At 58.7% G+C, this 18,749-nt stretch carries 15 protein-coding genes; 4 read left to right on the top strand and 11 right to left on the bottom strand.

The window, feature by feature from the left end; translation table 11 throughout:
• Positions 1 to 33 precede the first annotated feature (33 nt).
• Positions 34 to 2,892 (top strand): FAD-binding protein, encoded by a 2,859-nt coding sequence (locus FJ145_18325; protein ID MBM4263374.1) that lies wholly within the window; start codon positions 34 to 36, stop codon positions 2,890 to 2,892.
• A gap of 81 nt (positions 2,893 to 2,973) precedes the next feature.
• Here the strand turns inward: FJ145_18325 and FJ145_18320 are convergent, their stop codons facing one another.
• The 10 genes from FJ145_18320 to FJ145_18275 form a co-directional block, all read right to left on the bottom strand.
• Positions 2,974 to 3,687, bottom strand: a complete 714-nt coding sequence (locus FJ145_18320) for an ABC transporter ATP-binding protein (protein MBM4263373.1) — start codon at positions 3,685 to 3,687, stop codon at positions 2,974 to 2,976.
• A 3-nt stretch (positions 3,688 to 3,690) separates the two neighbouring features.
• The gene (locus tag FJ145_18315) at positions 3,691 to 4,905 is read right to left on the bottom strand and encodes an ABC transporter permease (protein ID MBM4263372.1); all 1,215 of its coding nucleotides are present in this window, start codon (positions 4,903 to 4,905) and stop codon (positions 3,691 to 3,693) included.
• A 218-nt stretch (positions 4,906 to 5,123) separates the two neighbouring features.
• Positions 5,124 to 5,783: an efflux RND transporter periplasmic adaptor subunit gene (locus tag FJ145_18310; GenBank protein MBM4263371.1), complete on the bottom strand. Its 660-nt coding sequence runs from the start codon at positions 5,781 to 5,783 to the stop codon at positions 5,124 to 5,126.
• Positions 5,784 to 5,906: 123 nt separating this feature from the next.
• Positions 5,907 to 6,371 (bottom strand): biotin/lipoyl-binding protein, encoded by a 465-nt coding sequence (locus tag FJ145_18305; GenBank protein MBM4263370.1) that lies wholly within the window; start codon positions 6,369 to 6,371, stop codon positions 5,907 to 5,909.
• A gap of 8 nt (positions 6,372 to 6,379) precedes the next feature.
• A complete protein-coding gene (locus tag FJ145_18300) occupies positions 6,380 to 7,015 on the bottom strand; it encodes a TetR/AcrR family transcriptional regulator (protein ID MBM4263369.1) in 636 nt (211 codons plus the stop codon).
• A gap of 78 nt (positions 7,016 to 7,093) precedes the next feature.
• A complete protein-coding gene (locus FJ145_18295; protein ID MBM4263368.1) occupies positions 7,094 to 9,373 on the bottom strand; it encodes a tetratricopeptide repeat protein in 2,280 nt (759 codons plus the stop codon).
• Positions 9,374 to 9,380: 7 nt separating this feature from the next.
• Positions 9,381 to 10,640 (bottom strand): TIR domain-containing protein, encoded by a 1,260-nt coding sequence (locus FJ145_18290; GenBank protein MBM4263367.1) that lies wholly within the window; start codon positions 10,638 to 10,640, stop codon positions 9,381 to 9,383.
• A gap of 129 nt (positions 10,641 to 10,769) precedes the next feature.
• Entirely contained in the window at positions 10,770 to 11,351 is a 582-nt protein-coding gene (locus FJ145_18285; protein ID MBM4263366.1) for a hypothetical protein, read from the bottom strand.
• A gap of 103 nt (positions 11,352 to 11,454) precedes the next feature.
• Positions 11,455 to 12,750 carry a 7,8-didemethyl-8-hydroxy-5-deazariboflavin synthase subunit CofH gene (gene cofH, locus FJ145_18280; protein ID MBM4263365.1) on the bottom strand — a complete coding sequence of 432 codons (1,296 nt, stop codon included), beginning with the start codon at positions 12,748 to 12,750 and terminating at the stop codon, positions 11,455 to 11,457.
• Between the two features lie 41 nt (positions 12,751 to 12,791).
• Positions 12,792 to 13,322, bottom strand: coding sequence for a peptide deformylase (locus FJ145_18275; GenBank protein ID MBM4263364.1), 531 nt, complete (start codon positions 13,320 to 13,322; stop codon positions 12,792 to 12,794).
• Between the two features lie 119 nt (positions 13,323 to 13,441).
• Here FJ145_18275 and FJ145_18270 point away from each other — a divergent pair, with 119 nt between their 5' ends.
• Complete coding sequence (locus FJ145_18270; GenBank protein ID MBM4263363.1) at positions 13,442 to 15,481, top strand: hypothetical protein; 2,040 nt, start codon at positions 13,442 to 13,444, stop codon at positions 15,479 to 15,481.
• A gap of 168 nt (positions 15,482 to 15,649) precedes the next feature.
• On the top strand, positions 15,650 to 16,741 hold the full coding sequence (locus FJ145_18265; GenBank protein ID MBM4263362.1) for a HAMP domain-containing protein: 1,092 nt from the start codon (positions 15,650 to 15,652) through the stop codon (positions 16,739 to 16,741).
• A gap of 4 nt (positions 16,742 to 16,745) precedes the next feature.
• Here FJ145_18265 and FJ145_18260 read toward each other — a convergent pair whose 3' ends face one another.
• Complete coding sequence (locus FJ145_18260) at positions 16,746 to 17,300, bottom strand: hypothetical protein (GenBank protein ID MBM4263361.1); 555 nt, start codon at positions 17,298 to 17,300, stop codon at positions 16,746 to 16,748.
• Positions 17,301 to 17,441: 141 nt separating this feature from the next.
• On the opposite strand from FJ145_18260, the gene FJ145_18255 reads away from it, so the two are divergent.
• Positions 17,442 to 18,683 (top strand): mechanosensitive ion channel, encoded by a 1,242-nt coding sequence (locus FJ145_18255; protein ID MBM4263360.1) that lies wholly within the window; start codon positions 17,442 to 17,444, stop codon positions 18,681 to 18,683.
• Positions 18,684 to 18,749: the final 66 nt, after the last annotated feature.

Raw genomic sequence — 18,749 nt, 5'->3', positions numbered from 1 at the left:
CGGTCGCCCACTCTCGCGACAACGACAATTATCATGAGCCGAGACTACTTCGAAATCGAATCTGAACTAAAAAACCGCATTGAAGGCGATATCCGCTTCGATCAGTATTCCAGACTGCTCTATTCCACCGACGCGTCGATTTATCAGATCGAACCGATCGGCGTGGTTGTCCCCAAGCACAAAGGCGACGTGCAGGCGGTGATCGAGCTGGCGAGCAAGCTCGGTGTCTCGGTGTTGTCACGCGGCGGCGGCACGTCGCTCGCCGGCCAATGCGTCGGCCATTCGATTGTGCTCGATTTTTCCAAGTACATGCAGAACGTGCTCGAAGTGAACAAAGAAGAGCTCTGGTGCCGCGTCCAGCCGGGCGTCGTGCAAGATGAATTGAACGCCCACGTCCGCGGTCAAGGGCTGCAATTCGGCCCTGATACGTCGACATCGAATCGCGCCACCATCGGCGGCATGGTGGGCAACAATTCCTCCGGTGCCCATTCGTTAACCTACGGCAAAACCCTCGATCACGTGATCGAGCTGACTTGCTTGCTCGCCGACGGCACTGAAGTCGTTTTGAAAGACTTTTCGCCGGACATGGTCGAGCAGAAGAGCAAACAGGACAGTATCGAAGGCCGTGCCTACCGCGAAGTATTTCGGCTGGCGGCGCAGTATAAGAACGAAATCTTGGCGCGCTATCCCAAAATCATGCGGCGGGTGTCGGGCTATAATCTCGATGAATTCATCAAACCGCAGCCGTTCAACTTATCGCGCATGGTCACCGGCTCCGAGGGCACCCTGGCGACCATTGTCGAGGCCAAGATGCGGCTGGTGCCGAAGCCCAAATTCACGGCGATGAACGTGATTCATTTCAACGACGGCATCGAAGCTCTCGAATGCGCCCAGATCGTCTTGAAGACGGCGCCCTACGCGATGGAATCGACTGACAAGATGATTCTCAATCTCGCGCGCGGCAACATTGAGCAATCGCGCAAGCTGGGTTTTGTGCAGGGCACGCCCGATTCGTTGCTGATGGTCGAATACGCCGGCGAGAGCGAAGCCGAAGTGCGCCATCAAGTCATGAAGCTCGAAGAAGTCCGCCAGCGAGAAAAAATCGGCTACGCCGCAACGCTGGCGTTCAAGGCAGAGGAAGTCAAAGCGATATGGGGAGTGCGCAAAGCGGGGTTGGGGTTGTTGCTTGGCACAAAAGGAGACAAGAAGCCGATCGCCTTCGTCGAAGACACCGCCGTCGAACCGGCCAAGCTGCCGGAGTTCATTCGTCGTTTTCGCGAAGTCGTCGCCAAGCACGATACCGTCGCCGGCTACTACGGCCATTGTTCGGTCGGCTGCATGCACATTCGCCCGCTGATAAATCTCAAAGAGGAGAGCGAGCGCGACAAAATGGTCTCCATTTCCAACGCCATCTCTGATTTGGTGCTCGAATTCAACGGCTCCATGTCCGGCGAGCATGGCGACGGTCTGGCGCGCAGCCACTTCAACGCCAAGCTCTTTGGCCCGGCCTTGTACGACGCGTTTCGCCAAGTGAAGCGCGCCTTCGACCCGAAGAATACTCTAAACCCCGGTAAGATCGTCGATGCGCCGGCGATGACCGAGTCGCTCAAAATCAGCCCGCAATACAAAACTTGGCAGCCGCAAACGACGCTGGATTTCGGCGAGCAGGGCGGCTTCGCCCGTGCGGTCGAGATGTGCACCGGCATGGGCGAGTGCCGCAAAAAGCTCGACGGCACCATGTGCCCGTCCTACATGGGCACGTTGGACGAAGAGCATTCGACGCGCGGCCGCGCCAACGCGCTACGGACGGTGTTATCCGGCAAAGTGCCGAAGGAAGAGTTCACCGGCAAGCGCTTATACGAAGTGATGGATCTCTGCTTGGAATGCAAAGCCTGCAAAGCCGAGTGTCCATCAAACGTTGACATGGCCAAGCTCAAGTATGAGTTCCTCGATCATTACCATCGGGTCAACGGTCTGCCGCTGCGCAACAAGTTGTTTGGTCACATCGAGACGCTCAATCGGATTGGCTCAAAGCTCGCACCGATTGCAAACTTAGTAGCGAATTCCTCACTCAATCGCTGGCTGATGGAGCTATTTGCTGGCATCGACCGTCGCAGACCCTTGCCAGCATTTGCCAACGAGTCCTTTGACGATTGGTTTCGTGCGCACAAAGCCGTAGGGGACGGCAGTCAAGGCGAGGTGGTTTTGTTCCATGACACGTTCAACAACTTTAACACGCCCGATGTCGCGATCGCCGCAACGCGATTCTTAGAGAGATCTAACTACCGTGTGGTTTTGGTCGACAAGAAATGCTGCGGCCGGCCAATGATCTCCAAAGGCATGCTCAGTCAGGCCAAAGAAAACTCGGCGTGGAACATCGATAAGCTTGCGCCCTACGCAGAGAAGGGGATAGCGATCGTCGGCCTCGAACCGTCGTGCTTGTTGACGCTGCGCGACGAGTATCCTGAATTTATTCGAACCGCTGCGGCAAAGAAAGTCGCTGAGAATAGCTTTTTGCTCGAAGAATTCGTCGAGCGCGAAATGACAGCTGGAAAACTAAAGCTCGATCCGGTCGGCAAAGGTAAAAAGGTCTTGCTGCACGGCCACTGCCATCAAAAAGCGCTGGTTGGCACCGCGCCGACGGTGGCGATGCTCAAAGCTGCCGGCTACGAAGTCAGTGAAGTCGACTCCGGCTGCTGCGGCATGGCCGGTTCCTTCGGGTTTGAAAAAGAGCACTACCAGCTGTCGACTAAGATTGGCAACCGGCGCCTAGCGCCAGCGGTCAAAGCGGCGGACAGGGACATTGAAGTCGCCGCGCCGGGGATTTCCTGCCGCCAACAGATCGATCATCTGGCCGGTAGGAAGGCGAAGCATCCGGTGGAGCTGCTCTAGAATTCTCTCTAGAGCGGATTCGCTTGACTCCGTTGGTTGTATTCAAGCTACGCTAGGTTTTCTCTTTCGGCTTCGCGGCGTTCACGCCAGAGGCTCGCCGGCTTCATGCTTGGCATCGGCCGCGATCTTGCCGTCGACCAATCGGATTACGCGATCACAGCGCGCGGCCAAGTCGGGATCATGCGTCACCACCAGGAACGCCGTGCCGCGCTCGACATTGAAGCGGCGCAGCAACACGAAGATATCGTCGGCGGTTTTGGTGTCCAAATTGCCGGTCGGCTCATCGGCCAGCACCAGTTTGGGCGACAGCGCCAGCGCGCGCGCAATCGCTACGCGCTGCTGCATGCCGCCGGAGAGCTGACCGGGCTTCTTGGCTTCGGCGCCTTTCAAGCCTACGGCCTCGAGCAGGGTCAGCGCTTCCTTTCGACGCGGCGCGGTGAAATCGCTCTCTAATACCAAACCGGGCATTTGCACGTTTTCCAAGGCGGTGAAGGCCGGCAACAGATTATGAAACTGGAACACGAAGCCAAGCGTGGTCAGACGGGCTCGCGTCAATTCATCTTCGCTCGCTTGTGTCATCTCCACGCCACTCAACTTGAGCGAGCCCGCGCTAGCGCGCTCGAGTAAACCGATGATGTTAAGCAACGTGCTCTTGCCCGACCCTGAAGGTCCGATCAGCGCGGCAAATTCACCCGGCTGCAGGGTCAAGTGGATGCCGTGCGACACCTCTGTCTCCACCGCTGTCCCAGTGCCATAGGATTTGCGGATGTTGTCGAGCTCCAGCAGCGCGGCCATTGACTAGCCTCGAATCGCCTGCGCCGGATCGAGCTTGGCGGCCCTGCGCGCCGGCGCGATCGCGGCAATGACGCCGGCGGCAATCGCCAGCAAACACGTCGACAGCGCGGTCTCCGGTAAAAAGATGATGGGGAAGATCGGATTACCGTCCGTGCCTTTGACAAAGGTAATGAACGCTTCGATCAACAAGTACGCCAGCACCGAACCCAGGATGAAGCCGATCACGCCGACGATGGCACCTTGCATCAGGAACACGCGCGTCATCTGGCCGCGCGAGGCACCCATGGCACGCAGAATGCCGATTTCCTTTTGCTTTTGCACTACGCTGACGATCAGCACGCTGGCGATACCGAGCACTACAATCAGAGCGACGAAGGCGCGGATGAAAATCGTGGTCACATCTTGACCGCGCAAGGTCGACAGTAGTTGCCCGTTGGTGGTCATCCAGCTCTCTACCTTGAGACCTGTGCCGGCTTGCAGTTCTTGGGCAATGGTTTCGGCTTTGTAGATGTCGCCTACGCGCAACTCTAAACTGGTGATGCCTCCGGGCAGCTTCAGCAAGTTCTGCCCGGCGTGCAGGTTGATGTAAACGTTGGTGCGATTGGCTTGGCGGTTGCCCAGATCGAGAATTCCGCTGACCAGAAACGGCTCGCTGACCGCCTCGGTCGTGATGTTGAAGCGATCCCCCATGCGCAGCGCGAAATCTTTTGCCAGTTCGACGCCGATCAGGGCTTCGCCGGCGCCGAGGCGAAACTCGCCCTCTTGAAGTTTGTCGCGCAGCGCGACGATGCGCGCGTAGCGCTCCAGCTCCACGCCGAACAAGGTGATGCCGCGCGTGGCCTCGCCGCGCACCGCCAGCGCCGAGCCGCTCGCCAGGGGCGAGGTGATGATAATGCTGGGCACGCGCTCGATGTAGCGCAAATACGTCTGCCAATTGTCGATCGACAACACGCGCTGTGCGCGCGGCTGTATCGCCCGCGCCGTGTCCGCGCTGGGGAGCTGCGGCCGCACGATTTCATCTGGGGGACGCACCACGATGTGCGCTTGCGTGTCGAGCAGATTGCGGATCATGTTGCCCTGTAAGCCAGCGAGCATGGAGGTGATGTAGACGATCACCGCCACGCCCAGCGTCACGCCGGCGATGATCAGCGTCGACTGAAATCGCCCTTCGCCCAAAAAGCGCAGCGCGAGCTTCCATTCAAAACCAAGCTTCATCATGAATATCTAGTGCAATGTCTCACGCTGATTGTACCTTATGCCAAATTTGTGGCTGGAGCCCGAAGAGGGATTTTCACCACGAAGGGCACGAAGTACACGAAGGTAAGAGAAGAAAACAGTAAATTCTTTTCCGAACTTCGTGTCCCTTCGTGATCTTCGTGGTGCAAAACATGAGAGCGTGTCACAACAATAAGCACGTTTATTAGTGAGACACTACACTAGCGCATGCCCGGCGGCGCTTCGGACGCGGTCTTTGGTCGCGCCCGCGCCGGACGCACGCGGGTGCCCGCTGCAACATTGCCTGCGGTGATCACTTGATCCGCCGCGCTCAGGCCCGAGAGGATTTCCACGGTCCCCGGCGCGCTCAGACCGGTTTTGACTTCGCGCAGGGTGGCAACATGACCGTTGATCACCAGCACAAAGCGCTGGCCGTCTTTTTCACGCAGCGCCGCGCTGGGAATGGTGAGCGCGTTGTCGCGCCTGCCCATGACGATTTCAATCGACACCGTCATATCGTCGCGCAGAAATTCCGGCGCCCGATCGACGCGGAAACGCCCCTCCACAGTGCCGCGGTCGGCTTGGACCCCGGGCGCGAGATAGAAAAGCGTGGCTTCAAAACGTTGTTCCGGGAAGGCATCGGCCGAGGCGGCGGCGACTTCGCCCAGCGCCAAGCCGGCGAGATTTTTCTCGTCGATCTGCGCGATGAGCCGCGTCTCTCCAGCGATGGCCAAACTCAGTAGCGGCAGGGCGCGGTTGGGTTGCACCACCACACCTGGCTCAACGTCGCGGCGAATCGCACGGCCAGCCGCCGGCGCGCGCAGCGTCGCCTGCGCCAGGCGCGCTTCGGCAAGCTCGCGCGCAGCAGTGGCTTGGCTCAACTGGGTCAACGCCTGGTCGCGTTCGGCGCCACCCGCCTCATTGGCGGCGGCTTGGGCGCGCGCGGATTCGTAGGCCGCTTGGGCGACTTCATAGTCGCGCGTCGAGTCATCGAGTTTGGCCTGTTAGATGAAACCCCTGTCGAACAGTTCGCGCTGGCGCTTGAGGTCGCGCTCGGCGGCACGTAGACGGGCTTCGGCCTGGGCGAGGGCTTGCTTGGCCATGGGCGCGCTCATCTGCTGCTGGGTGCGCAAGCGCGCGCTAGCGTTGGCCTCGGCGGTTTTGGCTTGCGCCAGCGCAGCGCGTAACTCGGCGCTATCCAACTCGACCAACGCTTGGCCGGCGCGGACTCCATCGCCCTCGCGCACCAGGACGGTTTCCACGCGACCGGTGATGGTCGCTGAGATGTCCACTTTGGCGATGCTGGATACCCGGCCGGAGACAACCAACGACTGCACGATGGTTTGCGTGCGCGGCTGCGTCAGCGCGACTTCGGTGCCGCGCGCACGCCATAGCGAGACTGCCGCGAGCATCAGCGCGAGCACCGCGGCGATCCAGATCCCGCGCTTCAACCATCGTGACCCACTCATAATTTTTTCTATGCCTGTCGCGATGAGGGGCGTAAACCCGCGAGCGCCATATCGACGCGCTGGCCGATTGCGGTGTCGCTCAAGACGTCTTGCTCAAGGTTGTCCACAATCGACGGCGCGAAGCGCCCCTCTAACATGGCGGTGGCCATCATAATCGGCATGCCCACCGCGCCGGCGAGAAACGCCATGGCTTGAAACAACGGCAGTCGGCGGAGTTCGCCGGCGCGCTGTGCGTCGCCGATCAGACCCGTCATGACACCAAGGTGTCGCGGAAAATTGCGGCGCAAGAAATCCTGCGCGACCGTATCGCCCGCCATTGCATCGGGCAGGAGCCGGCGAAACAGCAAGCGGTTGTCGCGCAGGAAGCGCCCAAGCACGTTCGCGGCGGCGCGGAGATTTTCCACGGGGGCACGTTCGGCGTGAGCCTGAAAGCTCAAACGCGAGAACATTTCCTCATACACGCCTTGCAGCACAATAGAGAGAAAGTTGTCGCGGGTTTTGAAGTGGTAATGAAACATGCCCAAATTGACGCCCGCCCGCTCGGTAAGCTGGCGAATCGAGAAGCCGCGACAGCCCATGTGGGGCAACAGCTCGCGCGCGGTGTCGATGAGCAACCGGTCGATGTTCCGGCTAGGGCGAGTCATGATGTTACTATATAAATGTATAATTATACAGTCAAGTAATTTTGCCTTTGTTGGGTTGCTCGGCGCGTAAACGAACGGTTATCTCTTTGGAATCAAAAACTGTTGCGGCGCTCTCTGCTCGGGATCAAACGAAGGCAGGCTTGCGACCGGGCGTTCGTTGACCGTCTTCAAGTCCGGCAGCCAAACTTCGATGAGTCCGGGGCGAGCGTTTAGTTTGAGCCCGTCAAACGGCCGAATCGGTAACGACACCAGGCTGCGCCGTTTTGCCAACTCTCTTTCGACGATGCCCTTCACCTTGGCCGCACTCGTCAAGTCATCGGCATGGAAATAGCGAATTTCGCCTCGCCGCGGTCCGGTCTTGATTTGAATCGTCGGCACCTTGATGCCCTGACTCTGAACGACGTCGCGCAGGGATTGCGCGAGCGTTTCATCGGCGGCGTCCATGTATTGGATGAAAACAACAGGCGCCACGGCAACTTTCGCTGGTGTTGGCGATGGTGTCACCCCGAGATCTTTGAGCTGGGTTACTGCGTAGTCGGCAGTCGGCGTGTTGGCGAACTCTTTGGCAATCCGACGAAAGTCATCGATGGCCTTGGCTTTGTCACCCGCTTTCTTATGCAGATCGGCACGGCTGACGAGGTAGCGCTGTCGGGCTTCCAGGTCGGTGGTTTTCTCGAGGAGTTGAGAGTAGAGGGGAATCGCCTCGGCAAATTGGCCGTCTCGCTCATGGGCGCGCGCCAGAAGCTCGACAACGGTAAGATTCTCGGGTTCGCGCTGGAGCAGTTCTTTTAAGTCGGCAACTGCGCCTTTGCTGTCACCGGTGGCGAGGCGCGTTTGCGCCCGAGCCTGGAGGATCTTGCCATCGCCCGGCGCTAAGGTTACGGCTTTGTCCCAATCGCGCAGCGCGTCTACCGTTCGCCCCACCTTTGCTAGGGCGGTGGCCCGTTTGGCGTAGACGATGGCGCTTGCTTGTCCGTCGGCTATGGCCTGAGTGTAGGCTTTGATCGCTTCCTCGCCGCGGTTTAGATTTAGGGCTTCATCGCCGGCGCGGACGGCCGCCTCCGCAGCTTCGGTCTGCTGGCGTCTGCGGTAGTCGGTGATGGCGAACAAACTCACGACTGCAATCAACACGGCTGCCGCAAGAGCAGCCCACTGCCAGCTCTTGCGGCGCACCGCGGCGTTCAGCTCGACCGCCGCTTCTTGCTTTGCTTGGGCCCGGGCTTGTTCGACCGCCGCGCTGCGTTGTTGTTGTTCGGCGAGACGAGTTTCGTCCTGCGCTTGACGAACCGCGCGCGCAAACTCCTCCTGCTCTTTCTGTTTCTTCTCGTCGGCATATTTACGCGCCTCTTCCGGCGATAAGGCCGCGGCGCGGCCGGCGAAATGATCGAGGACATTGCTGCGCACCTCGTCGTCGATGACTTCGGGGGTTACTTGGACGCCGAACGTCGCGGCCACCAATCGGCACGAGTGTGTCAGCAGGTTAAGGTTTGCCGGATCGTCAAACCTATTGGCGAAGGGGGCTAACATCTCCTCGTAAGCAAATTTCGGCACGTAAAGATTGGCCACGTCGTCCCAGTAGGAGGCAGAGTAGCCAGTTGGCAATAGCTCAGCAAAACGCTCCTTCGCCAGTTTCCAACGATCGAGAAGCTTATCTGATTCGCTATTGTCGAGACGTGTGGGTACTGGATAGATACGAAACTCTTGACCTTTCTGTTTTTGCACCGATCGTGCAACCGCCGCTGCCCCTTCGATGCTCTGATTGTTGAGCGTGAAACACACGACTAGGGCATCGGGAAATTGCACAGTGCAGATGCCGGCCGTGTCGCTGACGCCGGTGCGGCTGTCGACCAGGATGAAATCGAAGTTCGCGCGCATCGAGGCTTTGAGTGCTTCGAAGAAAGCATGGCCGCCCAAGCGTTCGTAGAAGTTTTGCCAACTAAAAGTGTTGACCTTGGTCGCATAAGCGCCACCTTGCCGCCCGGCGGAAAGCAGGCTCAACGTGCCGCCACTTTGATATTTCCAATTGATACTGACCGCGTATTCGAGCACGTCCGCTTTACTGCGGTACCACTCGGCTGAGGCTGGTGTCTCCTTCGATTGGAGGCCGACGGCATCGGCGGCGTAAGCCACCACCAGATCGATTAAGCCATTGGAGTCGGTCATTTGTGGGTCGGTCAAAAACGGCGCCATGTAGCGATGCAGGCCCGGTGCTTCGAGGTCCCAATCCACCATGAGCACGTCGTGCCCCGCGCTTGCCAGAAGCCATGTCGTATTGGCCAGCATCATCGAACGGCCGGTACCGCCCTTGTAGGAGTAAAACGTGACGATGCGCCCGGCTCTGTTATCGGTGTTGGTCATTGTTGTGCTAACTGCCGGGGCCCTCGATCAACGGCCGGGTGCCACCGTTTGTGGGAAGATTTCCTTGGGGTGGACTTGATTTGTTAATGATCTCGGCGCGCAGGCGCACCAACACGTCCACTAGCTGTTTGCGCAACTCATCTTCATTCTTGATTAGCGGGCGATAGTAGAGATCGTTCTGATTTCGCGTGCGGTACTGGAAAGTTGCGTTGAGCGCGCCCAGCAATTGTTGGTTGTTTTGTTGATTGTCCGGATCATTCTCGTTCCATGGCACTATAACGCTGCAGTTGAGATAGTTTTGTTGATCGAAGGATTGCAGGATGGCTTGATATTGCGGCAGGCCCGCAGTCCAGCTATCGATGAACATGATGACAAGCTCTCGCTGGTTTTCCGCGTCGCGGATTTGGATGGGCAGTTGCTGAGTGATGTCCAACTGTTCCGACCATAGATTCAGCTCGTCGAGTGCGGCGGTTTGCCGCGCAATCGAGCCGATTTTCTTTGCCCCGGGAAAATAGGGCTGCCATTCCTCTCCGCCTCCAGCACCGTAGGGTTGAATATTCTTTTTGCCGGCGCCCGTAATCTCGCCCGGTTTAGCGGCACCGAAAACGAAGCGCACCCGCTTGGGGCCTTTGGCCTCGACCGCAGGAACACCAGGCGCTGCCGTCTGCGCTGTGTGGGTGAACGGCGAGGCCAGGTCGGCAAGTTTGGGCACCGTAGGCTGCTGATCGAAATTGCCAAATTGTTTGTATAGGCTGACGATTTTTGCGGCTAGCGCATCGACGAAGTTGGTCTGCTCCATCTCAAAGCGCTGCTTCAATCGATAAACATATTTTAGACCCTTCTGATTGTAGATCTCTTTGGGATCGCCGAACTTGTATTGGCGCTGGCCAATGGATTCTGGCAATGGCTCTTCGGATGGATGCCAATAGACAGGCAAAATAAGCGGCGGCGCTACGACATTTTTGGCAGTGGCATAGGCACTTAGACGGGCCTCAAACGCGGCCCACTCTTTGCCGCAATATTCGCTTTTGACGTACCCCGCGGTGACGGCTGCGATGAACACACGCGCTTGTGAAAGCGCCTGTTCGAGCTCGCTCTCCCACAACTCACCTGGCTCCAAGCCTTTCTGATCGAAGAACCCGGCGTCGTTCTTTTCGCCGACAAGTTCCTTCACGGCGGTGTTCAAATCATTGAAGAAGTCTCGCAGGAAGCTGTCGTTGTTCTGGCGAGAGTAACTGAAAAAGAAATACATGACGGCTCTCTCCATGAGCAGGAACCAGTTTAGTCTTATTAAGGAGCCTTTGCATCCACAGCGCAATGGTAACTAGCACCGCGATATACCTCATCAAGCACGAAATTTGCAACGTCGCGGATCTCGGAAAGGGGCTTGTCCAAACTAGCCAAGATGGCTCGCGATTTCGCCAAGCTTGTGGCCAACTCGCCCAACCAACGCTTCAATGCGCCGTTTGCTGGCGCGATCGAGTAGTATCGACGTGCCGTCGCGATGGATGATGCGCAGGGACGGCACCGGATAAGTCTGTGCGGCGGTGGAGCCGGCCAGCGCAAAGCCGCTTTCGACCTGGTCCATGCCTTCGGCTAGCTTAGCGATCTCATCAAAGCCAATTTCCAGGTGATGGACGCGCAGTAGGCTACGGCGGCGCAGCGTGACGCGCTTCTGCGCGCTGTCGATTTCTATGCTGCGGCGTTGGGTCACGAGATAGAGCGCGATGACGAACAGGATCACGTTCATCAAAGGAAAGTACCAGAGCGAGCCGGCCGCGCCGGTGAAACCGCGCAGCTGGATTGCTTGGACGATGGGAATGGAAATGAACAGCAGTGCGAGTGCGAGGCCAAGGCAGAGGAAAGCCGGAAAACGCGGCCCCTGCCAGGTCAATCGCAGATAGCCCGGCCGCTCCTCGGCGACCTCGAAGCCCAGTCGGCTGCCGATGGTTTCAAACTGCGCGGGATCGCCTTGCATTGAATCGTTGCGGGTTTGGGGTTCCAGGTTCCGGGTTGTTCGCTCGGTTTTGTAGCAGTGGGAGAGGTGGAAGCCCTAGACTCGAAACGGCGAGAACTCTGCGCTACTGCTTGGCTTGTTTGTTGTCGCGGTAGAAGTCTCTAAAGCGGTATCCTTTTAGGCGGATCAAATTTTGATAGGAACCGAAGCGCTCATCGTTGTCATCCACCTGGTCGAGCAGGTCGACAGTCTGTTCCTCGGTCTCGAAGACTCTCACTTTGCGATACGTAGTCGAGCGCTCGGCGGGAATTCTGCCCATCTCGCGAATCATGCCGCGGAACTGCGATGGCTTCATCAATTGGCCGTAGCCGGCTCCGGCAGCCGTCGAGATACTCTCATTGATCAACGTGCCGCCGAAATCGTTGGCGCCGGCGAGGAGGGCAATCTGCGACAGCTTGGGGCCCTCTTTGACCCAGGAAACCTGCAGGTTGGGGATATGGTTGTTGAGCATGAGGCGCGACACGGCGTACATCTTCATCACTTCCGCACCGCTGGCGCCGCGGCGCAAAGAGGTCAGCTTCTTGCGCTGCGACATCGGCGCTTCTTCGTAGACAAAGCTTAACGGCACGAACTCAGTGATGCCGCCGGTGCGCTTCTGGATATCGCGGAGAATCGCCAAATGCATCGCCTTGTGGCGCGACGATTCGATATGGCCGTACATGATCGTCGAAGTGGTGGGGATGCCGACATCGTGCGCCGTCTGGATCAGCTCGATCCACCGCTCGGCGGTGATCCGCCCCGGCGATATCTGCTGGCGCACGTCGTCGACCAACACTTCGGCCGAAGTGCCAGGCAGACTGCCGACGCCGGCGTCTTTCAAGGCCATGAGATACTCGCGGATGCTGGCGCCGGTCAACGTCGAGCCATAAAGTACTTCTTCTGGCGAAAAACCATGGATGTGTAAATCGGGAAACGCCTCTTTCAACGCGCGGCAAAGCTTGACGTAGTGCCAGCCCTCCATGCCGGGAGCGAGGCCCGCCTGGACGCACACCTCGCTGGCGCCGAGTTCGCGCGCTTCGCCGGCGCGGCGCAGGATTTCATCGATGGGTAGAAAGTAACCTTCCTCGGCCAAATGACCGCGGCTAAAGGCGCAAAAACCACAGGCTTTGACGCAGACGTTGGTGAAGTTGATATTGCGATTGATGACATAAGTAACCACATCGCCGACGGTTTGTGCGCGCAGATAATCCGCCGCGGCGGCCAAGGCTAGGAGCTCTGAGCCTTCAGCGTCGAACAGGTGGGTTGCTTCATCGATGGACAAATCGTCGCCAGAAACGGCGCGATCGATGATACCCGCCGTCGTCGGCGACAGCGTCGACAAGAGCCGCGTCAAAGAAGTCTGCAGGTGCGGAAAATCCATTGCGCGACTTTAGCTGTTCGGTTCGCTAAAGACAACATTGTTCAGCGCAGCCAGTAGCGGCCAAACTCCTGCAAAAACGTCAGCGTGGAAAAGTCATTCATGCGATCGAGGTAGACCCTGCCATTTAGATGGTCATATTCGTGCTGGATCACCCGGGCGTGAAAATCGTGGGCGACAAAGTCGACGGACTTGCCATTGCGGTCGAGGGCTTGGACGTGAATGCTCTTGTGGCGCGGTACCCGGCCGCGCAGATCGGGGATGCTCAGGCAGCCTTCCCAGTCTTCTTCGGTCTCCTCGCCAATTGGCGTGATCTTGGGGTTGATCAGGACCGTCAACGGAACTTTCGATTTGTTCGGATAGCGCGGGTTGTCGGCCACTTCGAGCACGCAAACCTGCTTTGATTCATGCACCTGATCGGCCGCCAGGCCGACGCCGTCGTACTCTTTCATGGTCTCGACCATATCGTCGATGAATTTTTGCATGGCCGGCGACTGGATCTCTTTAGCCGTAAGATTTTTCGTGACCGTGCGCAGCACCGGATGGCCCAAGCGGGTGACTTTGAGAATTGACATGGGAGTTATCTAACGGGGAAGGGCAACTGACGCAAGCCAAAAAACCTTCCTCGGAACCTTTGGACAACTCCTGTCGACTTCGTCTAAAATAGCGCAACTTAGCAATCGGCTTTTTGAGTATGTCAATATTTAGGCGGCGTTTTCCCTATGTTCTAGACCGAGCCACCGGCGAGCTGCGCGCGCCACCACGCAACTGGCGCCTGCCGGTTTTTTGCGCAGTTTTCTTAAGCGCAGCTGCCGCCGGGTTATTCTACGTCTATTCGCGGCCGGCCGAGTACCGCGCGCTGGCTAAGCTGGCGATTACACCGGCGGAAAAGCCTCTGGCCGATGCCAACGATCCGACCCTGATCAACAGCAAAGCGCCCGATTTATTTCTGACCGAAATGGAGTTTCTGACCAGCCGGCCGGCACTGGAGGAGCTCCGCGATCGCTTGGCAGCCAAGGGGCTAACGATTTCTTCCTCTGAAGCGGAAAGCATCGAAGCGCTGCGCAAAATGATCTCGCTGCGCGCAGAGGCGGGCAATCAGGTAGTCCATCTGACCGCGATAGGCGGCCGAGCGGAGCTCGTGGCGCCGGCGCTCAATAACTTGATGGCCATCTACGCGGCGCGGCGCGGTGAAGAGTTCATCAGCGCCACTAAAGAAGAGCGCGCGCGGACCAAGGAAGAGCTGGCCAAGTATGATGCCGCGGTGCTGCAAAAGCGCAAGGAGCTGGCCAGTTTTCGCGCTCGCCACGGCATCGTTTCTCAGGAGCGCGAAGAGAATCCAACCCTCGCCCGGGCCAAAGGTTTGGGCACGGCGCTGAACGCGGCGCAGGAAAAGGCCGTCAATACGCAGGCCAAGTTGCGCACCATCAAAGCGCAGATCGCTTCCGGCAAGCGGCCGACCCATGCCAAGGATAATCCCAACCTGGCGGCGCTCGAGCAGCAACTGCTGCAAGCGCGGGAAGAGTCGGGCGATCTCGAGCGGCGCTACACTAGCAACTATCTTAAGCGTGAGCCTCAGGCGGTGAAGCTGCAGAAGCTCATTCCCGCACTGGAAAAGCAACTGGCACAGGAAAAAGAGTCGAGCTGGCAGGCCAATCTCGCCGACGCCGAGCAGGAAGCGGCGCAAGCGCAAGATGCCTTGGAGAAACTCAAGGCCCAGCAGGCGAGTGAAGAGAGCGTCGCGCAGACTTTTTCGGGACGCTTCGGCGAGTACAAAGCCTTGCAAGAGGAGTTGAGCGCCTTGGAGTTGGCGCAGCGGCGCAGTGCCGAGCGGATGGTGCGCATGGAGGCGCGCGAGAGTTCGCGCAAGCCGCAGTTCAAAATCATCGAAGCCGCCGCCACGCCTTTGTCGCCCTGGCGCCCCGATTACACGCGCGACGCGGCGGTCGCGTTGGCTGCAGCGTTGGCGCTGGGCTTCCTAGCCGCGTGGTTAGCCGAGTTCCTGTTGGCGCCCAAGTCGGAGCCTTTCAATATCGTTGTCGCGCCGGGGCCGCTAGCCTATCCGCTTGGCCAACCCACAGTGGTAAACGCCGGCCTCGGCGCTGCTGCAGCAACGCCGGCGATCGATGTCAGCGCGGCGCCAGCCCAGCTCACGGCGCCGCTGCCCGTGCTGCGCGAGCTGAACGGCGCCGAGCTCAAAAAGTTATTGGCCGCCGCTGATGAGGAGTGCCGGCTCGCCATAACCGCACTGCTGCTCGGTGTGAACGCTGAAGAGTTGGCCGAGCTGTGTTGGGCCGATATCGATGTTTCGGCTCTGCGGCTGCGCGTCGGCGCAGCCGCGCCGCGGGAGATCCCGCTGTCCGCTGAGGTCTGTCAGTGGCTAACCCAGCAGCGCGCAAGCAGGCAGAGGCCAGCCGACGAGCGGTTAATTAAACTTGCGCCGGCCAATGGCACCGCAGTCAGCCCGATCGAATCGATCATCGCCTATGCGGCGCACGATGCCGCGTTGGAAAATCCCGCGGAGGTTACTGCTGCGGTGATTCGCCATACCTATATTGCTTTCCTCGTGCGCCAGGGCATCCGTTTTAGCGAGCTGGCCCGCATCGTCGGTCCCCTCTCCGCTGACACCACGGCCATGTATGGAGCGATGGCGGGCAGTGCGAGCAAGCGTGCTCTAGAGCCGGGTGAGCACATTATGCCGACGCTGCGTGACGCCGCGCGTGGGTCGGCTTGAGCCACTACATCCTCAGGGTTCACGGCGATAGGATGCCGTGGCCTCAACTCCTCAGATAACACCTTTTTAAATCCGAAGAATTTTCTGCGGCTGCTTGAATAGGCCTTAAGCCGTATCGTCTATTTTTTGACGATCGCTAATTGACCTGGAGCACGCTGCCAAACAGAAATGAACCGCAGGTTCTTACCGCCGCTGTTTCTCGCCACGCTGCTGTGCTTGGCGACCGCCAACGTATTTCTAGTGTTGTATGGGCCTGAGGCTTTGCACGGGATGACTTCGGGATTGCCCAATGGACTTCGCTGGGTCGATCAAATTTCGCGTTCGAGCGGCTGGCTATCTACCATCGACTCTAAGCCGCTTATCTTCGCTGTCGTTGCGCTGACAGGGGCCGTGCTATCGGGGCTTTTCTTCCGCAGAACGTTGCGACTTGGGTCTGGTCAAGTAGAGGCGGCTGCATCCGGCGGCACGGCGCGCGCGATTGTCACTTTGGATAGTGCCGCGATCGTGCGCCCTAACCCGCCGCTGCTGCGCCGTAAGCTAATCGTCGCTTGTGCGGCGATACTGCTGCTCTTCGCCGGCAGCGCCATCGGCTGGGTGTTCTATGCCATTCCGGGCTTGTTACAACACCAACCGGTGCGTGAGGGTCGTGCTCTGGCGGCGGTGTTGGCAGAAGCGGTTGCTCCTCATGTGGTGGCGAACGATCCCGCTCAAGCACGGGCGCTCCTATTGAAGCAATTGTCGAGAAAAGAGCTCGCCTATCTGGTTATTGCCGACAACCTGGAAAACCTCTGGGCGCATACTGGGAAACGGCCCGAGGTCGCTGCGGCATTTGCGCGTCCCAGCTTCGATGAAGACGGTCAGCGGGTGGTCACCTTCCAGGGGGCCGTGGTTTACGATTTGCGCGCACCCATACGCGAAGGCCACGCCGGTATGGTGCACATTGGCGTGCGGCAGGATCGTTTAAAAGAAGAGAGCCTGCGTCTTGTCTGGACGATCAGCCTCGCCATCATAGCCATGCTCTGTGTAGTCTTCGGCGCTGCCTATTGCCTCCTCGCGCGAATTAGCCGGCCGTTGGAGCGCCTATCGTTGCAAGTGTGGAAGGTCAGCGAGGGCTGTGTGACCCGGCCCATCGACACCGACACGCCGGGTCCCATTGGTGATGTGGCAACGAGATTCGAAGGCTTGCGCCAAGAACTGGGCAGCTCTTTACAGCGTTTATCGGAGCGAGAAAAACCGCGCGTGTCGCAAAGCCTCTTGTGAAAAACTATTTCGCGGCTGGCAATGACTTGAAAAAGCCTTCACCGGCGAGGTCGTCGACGATGCTGTTGTCGACGAATTTGTCCGTGCTGGGTTCGGTTTTGCCCGGAGTGGCGGCGCGCTGGGCGACCAACTCCATGGTACAGCGGGCGCCGTCCAACGGCACGCGCGGCGGCAGGAAGAACTGCGGCGCAAAGTAGCCGTAGGTCTCGTCGATGACTTTCTTGTCCAGTTGTTTGAGCCGCTTTTCGTAAACCGCGATACTGCGCTCGCGGTTGCTTTTAAAGACCGCCACCGCTTCGCTATAGGCTTGCAGAAAACGTTTAACCTGGTCGCGCTGTTTCTGTAGAAACTCGCGGGGCACCGCTTCGCCGCTCTCCGTCGGTGCCACGACCGCGGCGTCGACGGCCTTGGTCGCCAACGCTAAAAGCCGATTGGTGCCAGCGTCGTTGGCGAACAAGGTCACCGACTCCCGCGGAATATTCCATTCTTTCAACGCCAGGTTCACCGCCCATTCGGTGGCGCCGCCGAAACTTGAGATGCCGATCTTCTTACCGACCAACTCACTCGGGGGCCTGAGTTCTCTGGGCGCGCAGCACAGTCAATGAGAAACGCGCGTGGTGGGAACCGGCTGGCATTTATTTGCCGCCTAATGATAAAGGCTAAGCTCAATCGATTTAGCTGCAAAGAACGGAGTTAGCGCATGGAGTGGTTGTTGGCCGGCGATAGCGGCTATGCTCTGGGCCTTGTATTGGCGGTCATTGCCGCACTTTTGTTGGCTAGCAAGATCGTCGATTGGCTGCTGCGCAAGGTGCAGCGGCGCGTCACGGAGTGGCATCGAGAACATCGCCCACCGGATCAAGCGCAGAAATCAGACTCGGAGCTCTCGGATCAAGCGCAGCAGGTGTTGGGGCGGATGTCGCAGGGCGTGCGCTTGGTTTTGCTGTTGATCGCGCTCTATGTTTGCGTGCCGGCGATTCTGAGCGTGTTCCCGGCAAGTCGGCACATCGCCGCGACTCTGCTGCCCTACGCCTGGACTCCGGTCGAGCAGCTAATCGGCGGATTGATCGGGTTTGCTCCCAACCTGCTGTCGATACTGGTCATTGCTATCGTCACGCGTTATCTGGTGCGCTTTATTCGCTTTCTGCTTGGCGAGATTGACAAGGGCACGATTTACGTTCCTGGATTTCACGCCGAATGGGCACAGCCCACTCCAAAGCTATTGTGCTTTTTGATTGTGCTCTTCGCCGTGGTCCTGGCGTCGCCCTACCTGCCGGGATTTGGCAGTCCGGCGTTTCAAGGCATTTCGATTTTTCTCGGCGTACTGCTCTCCCTTGGTTCGACGGCGGTGGTGGCCAATTTAGTCGCCGGCACGGCGCTGATCTACATGCGTGCATTCAACGTCGGTGACCGCGTCAAGATCGCCGATACCTTTGGCGACGTCATTGAAAAGACGCTGTTGATTACGCGCGTGCGCACCGTGAAGAACGTCGAAGTAACGATTCCCAACGCCATGGTGCTGGGCAACCATATGATCACCTACAGCGGTATGACCGATGAGACCGGCCTGATCCTGCACACGACGGTGACCATCGGTTACGACGCGCCCTGGCGGCATGTGCACGAGCGACTGATCGCCGCCGCGAAAGCCACGGCCTGTGTCAAAGACGACCCGGCGCCGTTTATCTTGCAGACGGCGTTGAACGATTTCACCGTAGCCTATGAGTTGAATATCTTCACCACCGAAGCACGGTTATCGCTGGAGATCCTTTCCGAGCTGCACCAGAACATCCAAGACAAGTTCAACGAGGCCGGCATCGAAATCATGTCGCCGCATTTTACCTCGTTGCGCGACGGCAACAGCATTGCGGTGCCGGTCGAGTATCTATCCAAAGCAGCGCCGGCGAAAAGCTTTCGCATTGTTTCGGACACCATTGCGAAATAGGCGCATGGCCCGAGGAAAATATTTGCTTCCAGCGCCGATTTGCGCGACAGTCGCGCCAGAGAGGAG

Source organism: Deltaproteobacteria bacterium (assembly GCA_016874755.1).
In the GTDB taxonomy this organism is placed as follows: Bacteria; Desulfobacterota; Binatia; order UBA9968; family UBA9968; genus DP-20.
The sequence above is the reverse complement of the archived record's forward strand: the minus strand, read 5'-3'. Positions and strand labels throughout refer to the sequence as shown.